The organism is Apibacter sp. B3546 (assembly GCF_009827885.1).
Lineage (GTDB): Bacteria > Bacteroidota > Bacteroidia > Flavobacteriales > Weeksellaceae > Apibacter.
On the sequence record NZ_WINW01000035.1, the window covers coordinates 122,459 to 141,054 of the forward strand.

The following is an 18,596-nucleotide window of genomic DNA, read 5'->3' on the forward strand; positions in this document are numbered from 1 at the left end:
CCATGAAAAACAAAACGTTATATACTGTAACTATATTTTCTGAAAACACTGTAGGACTTTTAGGTCAAGTAACCAGTGTTTTTACCAGAAGATTTTTAAATATTGAAACTTTATCGGTATCGCCGTCAGCTATTGAAGGCATACATAAATTTACCATTACGGTACTTTGTGATAAAGAAATGATTGAAAAAGTAGTAAAACAAATCGACAAATGCGTGGATGTGTTGAAATCTTACTATAATACCGACGATGAATTAATTCATCAGGAAATTGCTTTGTATAAATTACCCACTCCTGAATTTTTAAAAATTGGTTCGGTGGAAAATTTAATTAGAAAATATAATGCTCAGATACTTGAAATTAACGAGATTTGTGTTGTCATTCAAAAAACAGGGCATTACACCGATACGCAAGCTTTGTTTCAAGAATTGAGTGAAAATATTAAAGTATTGCAATTTATTCGTTCTGGAAGAATAGCTGTAAATACTTCAAAAATAGAACGCTTAAGTGATATGTTAAGTGAATTAAAAATAAAAGAATCTTTAATAAAAAATTAAAAATACTAACAAGATGGCACAAATGAATTTTGGTGGAGTAATTGAAAATGTAATTACTCGTGATGAGTTTCCTTTAGAAAAAGCTAGGGAAACATTAAAAGATGAAACCATTGCTGTTATTGGATATGGAGTACAAGGTCCCGGACAAGCATTAAATTTAAGAGATAACGGCTTCAATGTAATCGTTGGACAACGTAAAGGAGGTAAAACCTGGGATAAGGCTATTGCAGACGGTTGGGTTCCGGGTGAAACTTTATTTGATATAGAAGAAGCAGCATCAAAAGGAACTATTATTCAATATTTATTGTCAGATGCCGCACAAATTGAGGTTTGGCCTAAATTAAAACCTCATTTAACTGCCGGTAAAGCTTTATATTTTTCTCATGGTTTCGGTATTACTTTTAATGACCGTACCGGAATTATACCTCCTAAAGATATTGATGTAATTTTAGTTGCCCCTAAAGGATCAGGAACCAGCCTTAGACGTATGTTCTTGGAAGGAAGAGGGTTAAACTCCAGTTATGCAATTTTCCAGGATGCAACCGGTAAAGCTAAAGACAGAACTATCGCTTTAGGTATTGGTGTTGGCTCAGGGTATTTATTTGAAACTGACTTTAAACGTGAAGTTTATTCTGATCTAACAGGAGAAAGAGGTACTTTAATGGGTGCTATTCAAGGAATTTTATTAGCTCAATATGAAGTGTTACGTGAAAACGGACATACTCCATCTGAAGCTTTCAATGAAACAGTAGAAGAACTTACACAATCTTTAATGCCTCTTTTTGCTGAAAAAGGTATGGACTGGATGTATGCAAACTGTTCTACTACTGCGCAAAGAGGTGCATTAGATTGGATGACTCCTTTTCATGATGCCACTAAACCTGTATTTGCTAAGTTATATGCAGAAGTAGCTTCAGGAAATGAAGCACAAAGATCAATCGACACCAACTCTAAGCCTGACTATCGCGAAAAATTAGAAGAAGAACTTAAGGCTCTTCGTGAAAGCGAAATGTGGAAGGCCGGAGCTGTTGTTAGAGAATTACGACCGGAAAATAATTAATTAGTATTATATAAAAAAAGGAATATGTATTTTGCATATTCCTTTTTTTATATTTACAAATTAAAATTACATTTAAATGTTTATAATTACTAAAAAATCTACTCTTCTAAATTCATCCGCATTAATTTTTCTTTTACTATCTCCCCTTTTCATAACATTATTTTTATCAAATCTATTATTTATATGTAAAATCAGCCTCTCTGGATTTACAATACTTTTTTCGTTTATATTATCTTATTTAGTTCTTTTTTTCTTAACAAGAAAAACTCATTGGTACGAATGGATTTTAACTCTTTTATTTTACCTTATATCATATTCACTTAGTATATTTTTCTATGATCTATCTGCCGATGGTCAATGGTATCATTTAGAAAGTATTATAAATCTAAAGAATGGATGGAATCCAATCTATGAAATATCAAAAACTAATGTTGCACAAATATATGTTCAATCCTATCCAAAAGGATATGAAATTATAGCCGCATCTATTTACTCTTTTACTCAAAAAGTAGAATCAGGAAAGCTTATCAATATAATTGTTCTGATAGCTTCTCTAATATATGTTTTTAAATTGCTTAAACAAACTCAATTAAGCAAGTTGAAGAGATATCTATATACATTTCTTATCTGTATAAATCCAATAGTAGTTACTGAACTATTTACCTATTATTTAGACGGTTTCATGTATTCTTGCTTAATCATACTATTTTGTTCTTTTAGTTGCCTATTGAGAAGATATAACAAAATTGATTTAGCGACTTTTATATTTACATTATCAATTTTCTCATCGCTGAAATTTACTTCTATTTTATTAGTTTTTATATTTGTATTATTTTCTTTTATATACTTATGGAAAGATCATAAATTTAAATTAAAATATATATTTCCATTTTTAATATCCGGAATAATCATCTTTCCAATAACCAATATAAATCCCTATTTCACCAATTTAAAAAATAATCATCACGTTTTTCATCCCGCATTTGGAAAAGAAAAAATAGAAAACTTACTATCCTCTCATGTAAGTTATGATTTTTACAAAAAAAACAGAATTGAAAAAGCTTTTATATCATATTTTTCTTATACCGGTGACAGTAAAAAAACAACTAACTTAAAAATACCTTTTTCATTAAAACTATCCGAAATTAAAGTTCTTAATGAAGTATCTATAACATATGGGGGATTTGGACCTTTCTTTGGAGGAATTGTTATTCTATCGACCCTTCTTTTCATTATTTCATTTTTTATTCCTTCTAAAGCTCCTTCTGGATTGTACTATCTAATCTTAGGGGTTATTGCAAGTATTTTATCATTTCCAGATTTTTGGTTTGCTAGAATGGTTCCGCAACTTTACTTATGCCCTGTTTTGATTCTTTTAATAATGGAATATAAATCAATAAATTCTAAATATCTAAAATTCGGAACTCTTATAACTCTATTATTTATTAGCACTAATACTTTAATGTTCATCATAATTTCGTTTACCTTAAATTTTTATCTTAGTCTAAATACCCATTATCAAATTTCTCAAATGAAAAAGCTTGGGAAAAAATCCCCTATTCTTATCGATTATTTTTTTAAATCAAACGTAACTAGATTGGAAGAAAATAATATTACTTATAAAGTGACCGAGATTCCTTATTCAGAAGATGATAAAAATCTACAATTCTTTGGTGCTAAAGGAAAAAATACGACCCGATTTATAGCTGAATTTAATGAAAAAGATAAAAGTAATTTATTACGATATTTAGATAATCAATATAATAAGATTTTCAATTACTATCAATCTTATAAAAAAATTAAGTGAAATTTAAGTTTCAATTCTCTATAATATATATTTTTTCTTTGTTACTTTTGCGTAGAAAAATATAGAAAATGTCAGAAATCAGAGTTCGATTTGCACCCAGTCCTACCGGATATTTACATATTGGAGGAGTAAGAACTGCTTTATATAATTATCTTTTCGCAAAAAAAAATAAGGGAAAATTTATCTTGCGCATTGAAGATACCGATCAAAACCGCTATGTTGAAGATGCCGAAAAATACATAAGTGAATCGTTGAAATGGTGTGGCTTAGAATTGGATGAAAGTCCCGAAAAAGGAGGACCCTATGCTCCATATAAACAATCTGAAAGAAAAGACATCTATAAAAAATATATCGAAGAAATACTTAAAACAGATTTCGCTTACCTGGCTTTTGACACGCCGGAAGAATTAGAAAAGTTACGAAAAGAATATGAGGAACAAGGCAAAGTATTTTCTTACAATCATGAAATCAGAAATCAACTCAATAACAGCCTCTCTCTATCGCCCGATGAAGTTCAAAAAAAATTAAATGAGGGAGTTCCTTATGTGATCCGATTTAAAATCCCGCCACACAGAACTTTGGTTTTAAAAGATATTATTCGAGGCAACTTTTCCATCGATACATCTATTTTAGATGATAAAGTGTTAGTTAAGACTGACGGAATGCCTACCTATCATTTTGCCAATATAGTAGATGACCATACCATGGAAATTACTCATGTGATAAGAGGAGAAGAATGGCTTCCTTCCTTGGCCTTACATGTATTGCTCTATGAAGCATTGGGGTGGAAATCACCGGAATTTGCCCATTTGCCTTTGATTTTAAAACCGGAAGGTAAGGGTAAATTGAGCAAACGAGATGGGGATAAATACGGATTTCCTGTATTTCCTCTTGCTTGGAAAAACGAAAAAGAAGGTACTTCTTCCATAGGATACAGAGAAGAAGGTTACCTGCCTGAAGCTTTTATAAATATGTTGGCATTACTAGGATGGTCACCGTCCAATGATAAGGAAATACTATCTCTGAACGAAATGATCCAAGAGTTTGAATTGGAGAAAATCCATAAAGCAGGAGCTCGTTTCAATCCTGATAAAGCAAAATGGTTTAATCATGAATATATTATTAAATCCAAAGCCTCTGACTTACTCCCTGAATTTCAAAAAATTTTGAAAGAAAAAGGTATTAAGACAGAAGATACTAAAGATATTCGAATCATCGAACTATTAAAAGAAAGAGTTAATTTTGTAAAAGAAATATGGGAAGTAGGTTCTTTTTTCTGGATTGCGCCTTCATCTTACCAAGAAAAAAGTTATAAAAAGGTTATTAAAGACGATACTAAAGCAATACTTACTCAATTAATTTCTAATCTGGAATCTGTTTCTTTTACCGAAAAAGAATTACATGACAAGATTCATGAATTTGTGGAAAACTCAGGATTGGGATTTGGAAAAGTTATGCAACCCTTACGTTTAGCTCTTGTTGGTGATCTTAAAGGACCGGATATTCCGGTTATTATGGAAATAATAGGAAAAACAGAAAGCTTACAACGTTTAAAAAATTTAGAATCAAAAATTTAAAAATTAGAGGTCATGAAAATCGCATTAGCTTCAGATCATGCAGGATTTGAATATAAAAATTATATATTTAAATATCTCACTGAAAAAGGAAACCAGGTACATGATTTTGGAACCTATTCGGGAGAAAGTGTAGACTATCCGGATTTTGTACATCCTTTAGCTATTGCTGTTGAGAAAAATGAATTTGATTTCGGCATACTTTTCTGCGGCAGTGGTGAAGGGGTATCCATAACCGCAAATAAACATTCCGGAATACGTTGTGCCCTTTGTTGGCAAACAGATATTGCCCGTTTAGCCAGACAACATAACAATGCGAATGTGCTTTCCATTCCTGCGCGTTTTATTGCCAAAGAATTAGCTCAGGATATAATTGATACTTTTTTATCCACTCAATTTGAAGGGGGAAGACATCAAATGCGTGTAGATAAGATATCCAAATGGTAAAGCGAATTTTATAAATATGACAAAATTTCATAAATAATCTTTGGAATAGATATTGACTTTTTATGTAATACAAAATATTGTATATTTGAAATAATAAATAACTAAGCAAATGGATTATAAAGATTACGGAAACACTCTTGAACCATCGTTTCAAAAAAATGCCATAGCTAAACAGCAAGCTACATTTATATCTAAAGTATATATGTGGATGAGCTTGGCTTTATTTATAAGTGGTTTTACTGCTTATTTCACAGCAAATTCTCCGGGATTATTAAGCTTAATGTTTGGTACTACCGGCCCTACTTTCTTATATTATGCTTTAATTTTAGGCGAATTAGGATTAGTATTTGCTTTAAGTGGAGCAATCCATAAAATGACTTTAGGATTAGCATCGGCAGTCTTTTTGTTTTATTCTTTTTTAAACGGAATGACTTTGGCTATGATTTTCTTGGCTTATACCTTTTCATCTATAGCTACCACATTTTTTATTACTGCCGGTACATTTGCTATAATGAGTTTATATGGTTATTTTACCAAAACAGATCTTACAAAATTTGGAAGAATTCTATCCATGGCTTTACTAGGTGTACTATTAGCCATAATTGTCAATATTTTCTTAAATAACTCCATGTTGGATTTAATTATTTCAGTAGTTGGAGTTTTAATATTTGTGGGATTAATTGCTTATGATACTCAAACTCTTAAAAATATAGGATCACAAATAAACTCTGAAGATGGAGAAAGTTATTCTAAAATTGCGATTCAAGGTGCCTTGTCTCTCTATTTAGATTTTATTAACCTTTTCTTATTTTTACTTAGATTTCTTGGTTCAAGAAGATAAATTTACTTTTTGAAAACGTCAAAATAGTTTATAGGTGAATAAAGTTTTTATTCACCTATTTATATATAATAAAATACCATTATTAAAACAAAATATAAATCTAATAGAAACTATAAAATTTGTAATTTTAAATTTATTTATAAATAAATATGGAGAACAATCCACAAGATAATAAAAATAATAAAAAAAAGCCCTTATTAAAAACAATCCTTGGTTTAGTTTTATTTAGCTTTTCCATCATCTTATTTATTTCATTCCTCTCATTTTACTTTAATTGGAAAGAAGATCAAAGCCAATTAACTTCTTATCTAAATAAAAATGTTACAGCACAAAATATAATCGGTAAAACGGGCGCTTACTTAGGGGAAATATTTATTTTTGATGGTGTAGGAGTTATTGCATTTTTTATTCCGTTCTTCTTATTTATTTTATCTTTTAAAGTATTATTTAATAAAGAAATTCTAAAAATATGGAAACTTCTCTCTCATGGAATTTTCTTTATTATTTGGACCCCTATATTTCTAGCTATGATTTTCGGATCTAAATGGTTGCTTTCCGGTTTGATAGGCTATGAAGTATATGACTATTTAAAATCATTATTGGGCAGTGTGGGTACAGGTATTATATTGTTACTGACCTTGTCAATATATTTTATCCTTGAATTTAATTTGAGCGTGGATCATGTAAAATCTAAATTGCATTCAACACCTTCTTTCAAACCGTCTAAAAAAGAAAAAGAAGAGGATGTTTTAAAAGAACCTTTTGAAGAAGACCAAATTTATGAGAAAATAAAAGATCCTAAAACCGTTCAATCTGAGACTGTTATCGCAAAAGTTCCAACAAAAAATGAAATTCAAGAAGAAAATTTAACAGGTACACAACAAGCCGAATCACTAATAGAAGAGGAAAGTAATCCTATAAATTTATCCAATACCAATATTCTGATAGAAGAATCTTCCCATCCTGACACAACCACTCATTCTACAGAATTAGAAATTGATATTCCTACTACTGAAGAAACGGTTGAAGATGATATTTCTCTGACTATAGAAGAAACTAAAAAAGAAGAAATTTTATCAGAAAATGAGCCTAATAAAAATATTTATGACCAATTCGGACCTTATGATCCTAAATTAGATTTACCTAAATATAAATACCCTACTCTTGATCTTTTAACTAATTATAATACGAATAATAATATAACAATAAACAGTGAAGAGTTAGAAGAAAATAAAAATAAAATTGTAACAACTCTTGCAAATTATGGCATTGGAATTTCAAGTATCAAAGCAACCGTCGGCCCAACAGTAACTTTATATGAAATTATTCCTGAAGCAGGTATCCGTATTTCCAAAATTAAAAATTTGGAAGATGATATAGCCCTTAGTCTTGCAGCTTTAGGAATTCGTATTATTGCTCCGATACCCGGAAAAGGAACTATTGGTATTGAAGTACCCAATAGCTCCGCAACGATGGTTTCCATGCGTTCGGTTATCGCTTCTCAAAAATTTCAAAAAATCGATATGGAATTACCTATTGTTTTTGGAAAAACCATATCTAATGAAACTTTCGTTACAGATTTAGCTAAAATGCCTCACATGCTCATGGCCGGGGCTACAGGACAGGGAAAATCGGTGGGATTAAACGCCATTATAACCTCTCTGTTATACAAAAAACATCCTAGTGAATTAAAATTCGTATTTGTAGACCCTAAAAAGGTGGAACTTACCTTATACAATAAAATTGAACGTCATTTTCTTGCAAAATTACCGGATACAGATGAAGCCATTATTACCGATACGACTAAAGTAATTAATACTTTGAACTCACTTTGTGTGGAAATGGATAATCGTTACAAGCTTCTCCAATCAGCTTATGTAAGAACCATCAAAGAATATAATCAAAAATTTAAGGAGCGTAAATTAAATCCTGAAAAAGGTCATCGATTCTTACCGTATATTGTTTTGGTTATTGATGAATTCGCTGATTTAATTATGACCGCCGGAAAAGAAGTAGAGCTTCCTATCGCCAGATTAGCTCAGTTGGCCAGAGCCATAGGAATTCATCTAATTATAGCTACACAAAGGCCTTCCGTAAATGTTATTACCGGAATGATTAAAGCCAACTTCCCCGCTCGTGTTGCATTCCGCGTAACTTCAAAAATAGATTCAAGAACTATTTTAGACGGAAATGGTGCCGATCAATTAATCGGGAAAGGAGATATGTTGTTTACCACCGGTAATGAACTGATACGTATGCAATGTGCCTTTGTTGATACACCCGAAGTTGATAAAATAACAGAATATATTGGTTCTCAACAAGGATATCCGGATGCTTATTTATTGCCGGAATTTTACGAAGAAAATTCAAGTGTAAGTTCAAACGATGCGGTTGAGGCAAAAAGAGATGAGCTTTTTAATGATGCTGCTCGAGTAATTGTAACCGCTCAACAAGGATCCACCTCTTTGATTCAACGTAAATTATCATTGGGTTATAATAGAGCCGGAAGAATTATGGACCAACTTGAAGCGTTCGGCATTGTTGGGGCTTTCGAAGGAAGTAAGGCACGTAAAGTTCTGGTTTCTGACCTGGTTAGTTTGGAACAATTATTGGAAAATTTAAACCCCTAAAAAAACATTACCTAATAATATGAAAAAGATATTTGCATTCTTATTTATTTGTTCTTCATTTTTAATATGGGCTCAAAAAATTGATCCGGAAGCAAAAAGACTTTTAGATACAGCTAGTGCGAAACTCAGCCAAAATTCAACATTTTACGTAAAATTCAATTATTTATATTCTATACCCGGACAAAAAAGTATATCTGAAATTGGACAGGTTTATGCCGCTAAAGAAAAGTATCATTTAATTCTGCCCAGTATTACCCAAATATATGACGGAAATAAGATTTACACTATTTCTAAGGAAGATAAAGAAATCACTTCTTCTGACAAAGAAGACGGTGAAAGCCTATCTCCTACCAATATTTTAAGTCTTTATAAAAGCGGTTTTAATATTACTTTTGAAGGAAATACAACTATTAATAATGTTAAATGTTCCGTTATTAAATTGGTTCCTATTGATACCAAAAAATCCAAATCTATACTTCTTGCTCTTTCTAATAATAAGATATTAAGAGTATCTGAAAATTATAATGACGGAAGTTCTTTAATTTTAATGATTATTGATTTTAAAGAAAATTTAATTGTAAATAAATCTTTACTTACATTTGATAAAAATAACTATAAAGATTACACACTAACAGAGTTATAAAAGATGATTAAAAAGTTAGACTGGTATATTATCCGCACTTTTTTTGGTCCTTTTTTATTTATATTTAGCGTTTTAATGTTCATCTTTGTAGTTCAGTTTGCCTTTAACCAAATGGATAAATTTTTAGGTAAAGGACTGAACTTATGGGACATATCTAAATTATTGTATTATCTGGGCTTGGATGTGATTCGTCTCGTTTTACCTTTAACTATCTTGTTGTCATCAATTATGACATTTGGTGGTTTCGGAGAGCGGTATGAACTAGCAGCAATGAAATCAGCAGGAATTTCATTAGCCCGAATAATGTATCCTCTTTTTAGTCTTGTAGTCTTACTGGCCATCTGGTTATTTTATTTCTGTAACACCACACTTCCCGAAAACCAACGTAGAGCGCGTAATATGCTCATCAATATTGCACAAACAAGACCTGCCCTTAATTTTGAAGAAGGACGATTTATTAAGGAAATGAATCCTTTAAGCATTAAAATTGGCAGAAAAAGTGGTGAAAATGATAGTGAATGGGATCAAGTATTTATTCATAAAAATGCTTCCCCTTTTGAAGATCAACAAACCATTATAGCAGATAAAGGAAATATAATTTCCAAAGATAACCATTACTTAAAAATTGAATTATATAACGGATATATATATCAAGATAACATTAAAGGTAAGAATTTAAATGAACTAAAAAAACAACCGGGTAATTCCATTAAGTTTGACACCTTAACTCAATATTACGATATTTCAGATATAATTAAAAAGTCACTAGATAAGCAATCCGAAGGGGATAATTTCAGATATAAATCGGTATCCGAATTAAGCACCTATATAGATTCTATCAAAACTTCTAATACTGTGTACTTTAAAGGGCTTGGAGAAAATGGCATGAAACTTTTGTTAGGAGAAACGAACTCGTTGGATTCCCTAGATTATAGTCATTATAATGAAGATTTTCCGTTTGAATGGTCCAACTTAGATGATAACACTAAATATAATTTAGTTAAAGCCGCCATAAATCAGGTTACTCTGTCTAAGTATGAATTAGGTTCAAAAGCCACTGAAATGAAAGCGGTTGAAAAATTTATTGCTAAAATGATTTTATGGCAGCAAAAAAATATCATTTCATATTCTGTTACCTGTATAGTATTTTTCTTGATAGGAGCTCCGCTAGGATCAATCATTAGAAAAGGGGGAGTCGGTTTGCCTGTAGTTGTAGCCATAATAATATTTATCATTTTTTATATTTTAGGGCTTTATATGGAAAATTTGGCAAAAAATCAGGTGATCAACGCCTATTGGGCTTCTTGGATTCCTAATGCAATATTTCTACCTGTTGGAATTTTTCTTACCATAAAATCCATGAGAGATTCTGAACTATTTGACGTGGATAATTATTTAAAACCTTTTAAAAGATTTATTAGTAAATTTATCAAACAAAAAAAATTAGAACACAGTAGATACCAATGATTATTACAGACTTAAAAATGAATACCATATCAGAAGCTCTTGAAGAATTAAGACAGGGAAAGGTAATTATAGTTGTTGATGATGAAGATCGTGAAAACGAGGGTGATTTTGTTGCTGCAGCTTCAACTATGACACCTGAAACTATAAATTTTATGACTAAGTACGGAAGGGGTTTGATTTGCACGCCATTAACTCAAAAAAGAGCTGAAGAACTGGACTTGGAATACATGGTCGGAAAAAATACTGATCCTAAGCAAACGGCTTTCACTGTTTCAGTAGATTTACTTGGACATGGGATTACTACAGGTATTTCCGCTTCTGATCGATCCAAAACCGTTAAAGCTCTTGTCGATGAAAATATCAAGCCAAGTGATTTTGCACGTCCGGGTCATATTTTTCCTTTAATTGCAAAAAAAGGAGGAGTACTTAAAAGAGACGGACATACTGAAGCTACAGTCGATTTATTACAATTAGCGGGACTTCCTTCTACCGGAGTTTTAGTTGAAATTATGAATGAGGATGGAACAATGGCTCGTTTGCCTCAATTAATGGAAGTTGCTAAGAAATTTGATTTAAAAATTATAACTATTAAAGACTTAATTTCATATCGTCTTAAAAATGATTCTTTGATTGAAAAAATCGACGATGAAATAATCAAAACCTATTATGGTGAATTACGATTTGTAACGTATAAAGATAAAACCAATGATCAAATCCATTTCGCTTTAGTGAAAGGTGATATTAATGAAGATGAAATCATACCCGTAAAAGTTTGTGCTAATAATGTATATTTGGATCTTTTCAAAACTCTTGCTCAAGGAGAAGAAACCATTGTAAATAGAGCTATTAATTTTATTAATGAAAATGGCAAAGGAGTAATTATTTTTATAAACAATCCTTCCAATACAGAAGTAATCGAAAATCATCTGAGCGAACTCAAAAAATACATATCGGGAGAAATAGCTGATTTTGGAATACAATCCGACGAAAGGGATTTAGGAATCGGTGCACAAATAATTAAAAATTTAGGAATAAAAAATATCAATGTATTAACAACCAATCCTAATAAAAATTTCCCTCTAAGTAGTGGATATGGAATTAAGATTGTAAATGAAATTAAAATTTAAATTTCATTCTCATAATTATAAATAAAGAAGCTATATAGTAGCTTCTTTATTTAACCAAGTATTGAATTATAAAATGATATTTTGGATCTGATTCGTTAATGACACGTAAAGGATCTTTCTTCTTATTTCTTGCTTCTATAATTTTATTTTTATACTTCCTTAAATAAATATGCTTGTGTAAATCTTCTTCTGAGGCTGTTTGTAAATTTATTTTAAGAAATTGGGATGTATCTAAAACGAAAGAATCAAAAATTTTTGAAACCATTTCAGAAGTTATATCATATACATCTTTAATTTGTTCCATCGACACAAAACCACCTAATCCTTTTCTAAAACTCAATATTCTTTTAGTTATGATTTCATTTTCAATTACGGAATTTATATCGTTAAAAGATGCTGTATTAATATCCTTTTTTTCATTGAAAATTTGAAGTACTTTTATATTTGATGTGTTTTCAATATTTTGAGAAGGAAGCTTAATGTACGATTCCAATTCTTGATATTTTACAGTTGATATCACATAACATTTTTTTAAATCCTCTTTGGATTTGAATTTTCTACCGATAGAATTTTTATATCTTATAATGCTTTCCGCTTGTTTTTCTGAAAAACCTATACGCATCCAATCGTTTACATTATATGTATTCGGGTCGAATGTTAATAACCGATACTTTTTAACTTTACTAGAATTAGTAGTTGTTTCATTAAAGCCGTTCTCCGGTAATAACAAAAAAGGATATATTTTTGCATACATTTCCTCGGAAATTACGTAGCAAGATTTAAGCTGTTCTTTAGAAGTAAATTTACCTCCAAGCATAGCCTTATAATTAATGATTACCTCTGCTTGTTTTTTAGAAAAACCTAAACTCTGCCAGTCTTCTGAATTATAATCAGTTGGATTAAAAGGTTCTATAAATTTATCTTTTTTATCCTTTACCTTAAAATTCTGTTCATTAATTTCTTCAACAAATTGTAAAGGGGTAGCATTATTATTCTCAAAGATTGAAGAAATTAAAGCATTCCTATGAATTAATAATTCTAAAATACATATAATTATGAGCAACAAAAGAACACCTATTCGTTGCTCTTTTATCATTTTAAGGCGTAAATTCATAAAAGTTAATATAAATATATAATTACAAGAGCTTAATTTTTAAAATGTTACCATTTATTATGGTAACGTAAAAAAATTATATTTTTATATTAAAAAAATGAAATACTATTTCTTTTAAACCGCTGTAAAATAATAACCTAAGATTTAAAATAGCTTAGAGGAAGTTAGCAATCCCTTTAAAATTGCGAACTCAATGGATACTTTACAAAACTATTATGTGAAAATTTAATTCAAAAATATTTAGCTATTTTTTCCTTTTTCTGCATAGCTCATATCATTAACCGATTCGATGATATATTTTCCATCTTCAAATACAACTTTACATACTGAAGCGTTTTCCAAATCCTTAACAAATAACCTTTTACCTCCCAGATTATGAAGCATTAGAGTTATACTTAATCCGTGAGACACGATCAGAACGTTTTTATTTTCCTTATTCTTACTTTCGATCTGTACAATATCCGATAAAGCTTTATGCGTTCTTTTTTCAACTGTATTAAAATCTTCTGCCATTTTCATAGGATCTAAAATACTTATGGTATTTACCGCTTCTTTATAAGTAATTTCTTTATTCTTGTCAAAGATATCATTGAATAAATCCTGAGCATTAGTGTAATGAAGATATAAAGCAACATCCTTAAACATTTCGGTAGCTAAGGCAGTTTCATACGCTCCAAAACAGATTTCTCTTAATTCAGGTTTTTCTGTAACCGGAAGTTCTTTTTGATCTGAATTTTTTAAAATTATATTGATAGTCTCTCTGGTTCTCCTTAAATCACTGCAAAAAGCTGAAGAAAATTTAACATCTTTCAATCCTTTACCCAAATTTTCTGCCACCTCAATCCCTTCTTTTGTTAACGGTGTATCACTCCAACCTTGAACTTTGTTTAATGTATTTAAAATTGTCTTACCATGACGTACTATGTAAAATGTAATCTTAGATCCCATATAAAAAATATTAGCATTTTAAATACAAAATTAGAAAATTTTGTTTGTTATAAGTATAGAATAATCATTATAGTTCACTAGTATTTCATACTGTTGATTTAATTAAACTTAAAATTAAAAAACAAAATATATCTGAAAAATAATTATTTTTAATCGTATAATTTTTAAAAAATTTTATTCGTATAAAAAAATAATTATTATTTTTGTTATGTTAATTTAGATTTTAAAAGTTAAAAATCTTAGTTATGTTATTACGCAATTTAACATTGCCGGTTAATAAAATTACCCTTTTATCTTACCCTATCTACTTCAGTAGGCAGGTTAGGCTTTGATTTTCAATTTTTCCAAAGCCGACACTTCCGTTTTTTATACAGTAATTTATCTACTACTGTTTTTTCAATTTATCCATTTACTATATTATTTATAAATAAGATGAATATTAATATTGTTGTTGCAACAGAAGAACATTATCAATACGCTGAAGAAATATGCGAAACTATTTACCAATCGGCTATTGTAAGGGGTACAGGTATTGCTAAAAGAACACCTGAATACATCCAAAAAAAAATGGATCAAAGACAAGCGATTTTAGCTCTTGATAATACAAAATTTGCAGGTTTTTGTTATATCGAAAAATGGCAGAACGGAGAATTTGTCGTCCATTCAGGATTAATTGTTCATCCTGACTACAGAGGAATAGGTTTAGCCAAAAAAATTAAACATTTTATTTTTGATTATACCCGCAAAAAATTTCCTGAAGCTAAAATTTTCGGTATAACTACCGGTTTGGCTGTAATGAAAATTAATTCGGAATTAGGATATAAGCCGGTACCCTTTTCTGAACTGACAGAAGATCCTGACTTTTGGAATGGCTGTAAAACGTGTACGAATTTTAATATTCTACAAAGTAAACAAAATAAAATGTGCTTATGTACCGGAATGTTATTCGATCCTAAAGATCAAAAAAAAGATAAGAATATATCCCATAAAAATAGTTTCGATAAAAAGGTCATTACTCATCTCAATAAAATAAAAGAAGTATTTCACTTAAAATCTAAAAAGGATTGTAATAATTCCCAAATTAAAACCATCTAAAAAAATCTTGATTATGAAAAAAGCAGTTTTAGCATATAGTGGAGGACTAGATACTTCCTATTCTTTGGTTAAACTAACTAAAGAACATGATATGGAAGTTCATACAGTTATAGTAAACAGCGGAGGATTTTCTGAAGAAGAATTAAAACAAATTGAAAAACGAGCATATGAGCTGGGTTCCAATCATCATATAACCATTGATATTACTGAAAAATTTTATAGAAATTGTTTAAGCTTTCTCATTTATGGAAACATTTTAAAAAACAATACTTATCCATTATCAGTTAGTGCAGAAAGAATATTTCAGTCACTGGCTATAGCGGAATACGCAAAAAAAATAAATGCGGAATATATAGTTCATGGAAGCACGGGAGCCGGTAATGATCAAATTCGATTTGATGTAGCCTTTGAAGTCATTTCCCCTAAATCACAAATAATTACACCGATTCGTGATGAAAATGTTTCTCGTCAAGAAGAAGTTGACTACTTACAAAAAAACGGAATAAACATGAATTGGGAAAAAGCAAAATATTCCATCAATAAAGGAATATGGGGAACTTCTGTGGGGGGTGTTGAAACACTTTCCTCTGATCTCCCTTTACCGGACGAGGCTTTCCCTACTCCCCTCTCTGAAACCACTCCTTCCATAATTGAACTTGAATTTTCTAAAGGAGAACCTATCGGATTAAATGGAGAAAAAATGAATCCGGTGCCATTAATTCAAAAACTGAATGAAATAGGAGGAAAATACGCCATTGGAAGAGATATACATGTGGGAGATACCATTTTAGGAATTAAAGGAAGAGTAGGTTTTGAAGCTCCTGCACCTATGTTACTAATTAAATCACACCATCTGCTGGAAAAACATACCCTATCCCGTTGGCAACTCTTACATAAAGATTCATTGGCCAATTGGTATGGTACTTTATTGCATGAAGCTCAGTATTTAGACCCTGTAATGCGCGACATTGAAGCATTTCTTACGTCCTCTCAAAAACGAGTTAGCGGAACCGTAAAGATTCAGTTGTATCCCTATTATTTCCGTATGATCGGTATAAAATCTCCTTACGATATGATGCAATCAAAAGTTGCCACTTACGGTGAAGAAAATGAAGCTTGGGACAGTAGAGATGCCCGAGGATTCATTAAAATTTTTGGAAATCAATTAAAAATTCATCATAGTTTCAATGATTTAGAATAATTTACGAACTTTATCTTGAATTAATGTAAATAAAAATTAAAAGTATAGTTTAGTTTAAAAAACCAATGAACAAAATAAAAGCTAGTATTGTGGGAGGGGCAGGATATACTGCGGGCGAATTATTGCGAATCCTCATTAATCATCCAAAAATAGAACTCACATCCGTTTACAGCACTTCCAATGCAGGAAACCCTGTCACAACGGTCCACGAAGACCTTATAGGAGAAACCGATTTAATTTTTTCTGATCGCATTGATCAAGAGGCAGATGTTGTTTTTTTATGTTTGGGACATGGTAAATCCAGGGATTTTTTGACAAAAAATATATATTCTAAAAACACAAAAATCATAGATTTAAGTAATGATTTCAGGGTTAAACCTCATCATGTGTTTCAAGACAGGACATATATTTACGGTCTTCCCGAATTACAAAAAGAAGAAATAAAAAAGGCAAAAAATATTGCTAATCCCGGATGTTTCGCAACCGTCATACAATTAGCTTTACTTCCCTTAGCAAAGAAAAGTTTATTGTCCCAAGATATTCATATCCACGCAGTAACCGGCTCTACCGGTGCGGGGCAATCACTTTCAACAACTGCTCATTTCAGTTGGAGAAATAATAATGTTTCCTTTTACAAAGAATTTAGTCATCAGCATGAGGCAGAAATTTCACAAAGTATTCATCAGTTAGGAACCAACCAACATCAACTCTATTTTTTACCCATGCGTGGCAATTTTACTCGAGGGATTCTTGCCGGCATATATTTAAAATGTGAAATTACAAAAGAGGAAGCTTTTTCTTTATATCGTGAATACTATCAGGATCATCCATTTACCTTTGTTTCTAACACTCCTCTATATGTAAAGCAGGTAGTCAACACAAATAAATGTATGTTAGAAATACAAAAACATAAAGATACCCTATTAATTACTTCGGTGATTGATAATTTAAGTAAAGGTGCTTCGGGTCAAGCCGTACAAAACATGAACCTTATTTTCGGATTTGAGGAATCGGAAGGTTTACATTTAAAACCGGTGGCTTTTTGATAAAATTAGAATTATGAATCCACTATTTTTCTTTTAATATGATTAACTAAAAAACTCAAAATACAATATCAGTTTCCTTAGTTTATTTAGAAAGTTCTTATGGTTCTTTTAGAGATGTTAACTAAAATAAGGATAAATTACTGATTTTAATGAATAATAAAAATTATATAATTAGTACAAAATTATAATATGAAAATAGCAATTATTGGAGCCGGAAATTTAGGATTGGCAATCGCAAAAGGAATTATTAACAGCAATTTTGCTGAATCATTATATATTACTAAGCGAAATATTAAAACCTTACATGAACTGGAAAATAAACAAAATATAGTTCTTACATCAGATAATAAAGAGGCAATTAAAAATTCAGAGATTATACTGTTTGCGGTTCAGCCTAATGTCTTAACCAATGTTTTACAAGAATGCCGGCATTTATTTACGGAACATCATACTTTACTATCAGTAGTTGCCGGATTTGATTTAAGTAAACTAGAAGAAATCATAGGCAATCATTTTCCAATTATTAAGGCCATGCCTAATACTGCTATATCGGTGAATAAATCCATGACCTGTCTTTGTTCCAATAAAAAAGGAAAGGATCGAATCAATATCGCGTTGGAAATCTTTAATCAACTGGGTCATGCTGTAGAAATTCCTGAAGAGCAAATGCAAGCGGCAACAATTATTTGTTCCAGCGGTATAGCTTTTTGGCTGAGGATCATTCGTGCACATATGTTGGGAGCTATAGAAATGGGACTGGAACCGCAAGAAGCTCTATCCATGATTACTCAAACTTGTATGGGAGCGGCACAATTAATTGAGTCTAAAAAAAGTCATCCCGAGCAAGAAATTGATAAGGTCACAACTCCGGGCGGATGCACCATAGCCGGAATTAATGAAATGGATCATCAAGGAGTTAACTCTGCCATTATTAAAGGGCTTTTAGCTTCCTATACTAAAATCAATCAGCTTACTAAGAAATAAATAGTAAAGTATCACATGAATACCACAAAAAAACAATAATAAAAATTTATAAAGG

General features: G+C 30.8%; 16 protein-coding genes. 14 read left to right on the plus strand and 2 right to left on the minus strand.

Going from position 1 to position 18,596, the window contains the following annotated elements:
• The first annotated feature begins 2 nt into the window (after window positions 1–2).
• From ilvN to ribB, 10 genes are all read left to right on the plus strand, one after another.
• Complete coding sequence (gene ilvN / locus GFU93_RS07675; RefSeq protein ID WP_105297163.1) at window positions 3–557, plus strand: acetolactate synthase small subunit; 555 nt, start codon at window positions 3–5, stop codon at window positions 555–557.
• 13 nt (window positions 558–570) lie between these two features.
• The gene (gene ilvC, locus GFU93_RS07680; protein ID WP_105297162.1) at window positions 571–1,617 is read left to right on the plus strand and encodes a ketol-acid reductoisomerase; all 1,047 of its coding nucleotides are present in this window, start codon (window positions 571–573) and stop codon (window positions 1,615–1,617) included.
• A 76-nt stretch (window positions 1,618–1,693) separates the two neighbouring features.
• Window positions 1,694–3,424 carry a hypothetical protein gene (locus GFU93_RS07685; protein WP_160568496.1) on the plus strand — a complete coding sequence of 577 codons (1,731 nt, stop codon included), beginning with the start codon at window positions 1,694–1,696 and terminating at the stop codon, window positions 3,422–3,424.
• Window positions 3,425–3,492: 68 nt separating this feature from the next.
• Complete coding sequence (gltX, locus tag GFU93_RS07690) at window positions 3,493–5,001, plus strand: glutamate--tRNA ligase (RefSeq protein WP_160568498.1); 1,509 nt, start codon at window positions 3,493–3,495, stop codon at window positions 4,999–5,001.
• 12 nt (window positions 5,002–5,013) lie between these two features.
• Window positions 5,014–5,445 (plus strand): ribose 5-phosphate isomerase B, encoded by a 432-nt coding sequence (rpiB, locus tag GFU93_RS07695; RefSeq protein WP_105297159.1) that lies wholly within the window; start codon window positions 5,014–5,016, stop codon window positions 5,443–5,445.
• A 109-nt stretch (window positions 5,446–5,554) separates the two neighbouring features.
• Window positions 5,555–6,286: a Bax inhibitor-1/YccA family protein gene (locus GFU93_RS07700; RefSeq protein ID WP_160568501.1), complete on the plus strand. Its 732-nt coding sequence runs from the start codon at window positions 5,555–5,557 to the stop codon at window positions 6,284–6,286.
• Window positions 6,287–6,435: 149 nt separating this feature from the next.
• Window positions 6,436–8,916: a DNA translocase FtsK gene (locus GFU93_RS07705; protein WP_160568503.1), complete on the plus strand. Its 2,481-nt coding sequence runs from the start codon at window positions 6,436–6,438 to the stop codon at window positions 8,914–8,916.
• 19 nt (window positions 8,917–8,935) lie between these two features.
• Window positions 8,936–9,559, plus strand: coding sequence for an outer membrane lipoprotein carrier protein LolA (locus GFU93_RS07710; RefSeq protein WP_160568505.1), 624 nt, complete (start codon window positions 8,936–8,938; stop codon window positions 9,557–9,559).
• A 3-nt stretch (window positions 9,560–9,562) separates the two neighbouring features.
• Window positions 9,563–11,026, plus strand: a complete 1,464-nt coding sequence (locus GFU93_RS07715; protein WP_160557491.1) for an LptF/LptG family permease — start codon at window positions 9,563–9,565, stop codon at window positions 11,024–11,026.
• A 2-nt stretch (window positions 11,027–11,028) separates the two neighbouring features.
• A complete protein-coding gene (gene ribB / locus GFU93_RS07720) occupies window positions 11,029–12,153 on the plus strand; it encodes a 3,4-dihydroxy-2-butanone-4-phosphate synthase (RefSeq protein WP_160568546.1) in 1,125 nt (374 codons plus the stop codon).
• A gap of 46 nt (window positions 12,154–12,199) precedes the next feature.
• Here the strand turns inward: ribB and GFU93_RS07725 are convergent, their stop codons facing one another.
• Both GFU93_RS07725 and GFU93_RS07730 read right to left on the minus strand, forming a co-directional pair.
• Window positions 12,200–13,267, minus strand: coding sequence for a helix-hairpin-helix domain-containing protein (locus GFU93_RS07725; protein WP_160568507.1), 1,068 nt, complete (start codon window positions 13,265–13,267; stop codon window positions 12,200–12,202).
• A 240-nt stretch (window positions 13,268–13,507) separates the two neighbouring features.
• Complete coding sequence (locus GFU93_RS07730) at window positions 13,508–14,215, minus strand: histidine phosphatase family protein (RefSeq protein WP_160542793.1); 708 nt, start codon at window positions 14,213–14,215, stop codon at window positions 13,508–13,510.
• Between the two features lie 432 nt (window positions 14,216–14,647).
• Here GFU93_RS07730 and GFU93_RS07735 point away from each other — a divergent pair, with 432 nt between their 5' ends.
• From GFU93_RS07735 to proC, 4 genes are all read left to right on the plus strand, one after another.
• Window positions 14,648–15,310 carry a GNAT family N-acetyltransferase gene (locus GFU93_RS07735; RefSeq protein ID WP_160565969.1) on the plus strand — a complete coding sequence of 221 codons (663 nt, stop codon included), beginning with the start codon at window positions 14,648–14,650 and terminating at the stop codon, window positions 15,308–15,310.
• Between the two features lie 13 nt (window positions 15,311–15,323).
• Window positions 15,324–16,511, plus strand: a complete 1,188-nt coding sequence (gene argG / locus GFU93_RS07740) for an argininosuccinate synthase (protein ID WP_185150462.1) — start codon at window positions 15,324–15,326, stop codon at window positions 16,509–16,511.
• A gap of 65 nt (window positions 16,512–16,576) precedes the next feature.
• Window positions 16,577–17,557, plus strand: a complete 981-nt coding sequence (gene argC, locus GFU93_RS07745) for an N-acetyl-gamma-glutamyl-phosphate reductase (protein WP_160568509.1) — start codon at window positions 16,577–16,579, stop codon at window positions 17,555–17,557.
• 189 nt (window positions 17,558–17,746) lie between these two features.
• Entirely contained in the window at window positions 17,747–18,541 is a 795-nt protein-coding gene (gene proC / locus GFU93_RS07750) for a pyrroline-5-carboxylate reductase (RefSeq protein ID WP_160568511.1), read from the plus strand.
• Window positions 18,542–18,596: the final 55 nt, after the last annotated feature.

Excerpts from the sequence above, each read along its gene's own strand:
- ilvN (WP_105297163.1), top strand. The coding sequence starts at position 3 with ATGAAAAACAAAACGTTATATACTGTAACTATATTTTCTGAAAACACT.
- ilvC (WP_105297162.1), top strand. The coding sequence starts at position 571 with ATGGCACAAATGAATTTTGGTGGAGTAATTGAAAATGTAATTACTCGT.
- GFU93_RS07685 (WP_160568496.1), top strand. The coding sequence starts at position 1,694 with ATGTTTATAATTACTAAAAAATCTACTCTTCTAAATTCATCCGCATTA.
- gltX (WP_160568498.1), top strand. The coding sequence starts at position 3,493 with ATGTCAGAAATCAGAGTTCGATTTGCACCCAGTCCTACCGGATATTTA.
- rpiB (WP_105297159.1), top strand. The coding sequence starts at position 5,014 with ATGAAAATCGCATTAGCTTCAGATCATGCAGGATTTGAATATAAAAAT.
- GFU93_RS07700 (WP_160568501.1), top strand. The coding sequence starts at position 5,555 with ATGGATTATAAAGATTACGGAAACACTCTTGAACCATCGTTTCAAAAA.
- GFU93_RS07705 (WP_160568503.1), top strand. The coding sequence starts at position 6,436 with ATGGAGAACAATCCACAAGATAATAAAAATAATAAAAAAAAGCCCTTA.
- GFU93_RS07710 (WP_160568505.1), top strand. The coding sequence starts at position 8,936 with ATGAAAAAGATATTTGCATTCTTATTTATTTGTTCTTCATTTTTAATA.
- GFU93_RS07715 (WP_160557491.1), top strand. The coding sequence starts at position 9,563 with ATGATTAAAAAGTTAGACTGGTATATTATCCGCACTTTTTTTGGTCCT.
- GFU93_RS07725 (WP_160568507.1), bottom strand. The coding sequence starts at position 13,267 with ATGAATTTACGCCTTAAAATGATAAAAGAGCAACGAATAGGTGTTCTT.
- GFU93_RS07730 (WP_160542793.1), bottom strand. The coding sequence starts at position 14,215 with ATGGGATCTAAGATTACATTTTACATAGTACGTCATGGTAAGACAATT.
- GFU93_RS07735 (WP_160565969.1), top strand. The coding sequence starts at position 14,648 with ATGAATATTAATATTGTTGTTGCAACAGAAGAACATTATCAATACGCT.
- argG (WP_185150462.1), top strand. The coding sequence starts at position 15,324 with ATGAAAAAAGCAGTTTTAGCATATAGTGGAGGACTAGATACTTCCTAT.
- argC (WP_160568509.1), top strand. The coding sequence starts at position 16,577 with ATGAACAAAATAAAAGCTAGTATTGTGGGAGGGGCAGGATATACTGCG.
- proC (WP_160568511.1), top strand. The coding sequence starts at position 17,747 with ATGAAAATAGCAATTATTGGAGCCGGAAATTTAGGATTGGCAATCGCA.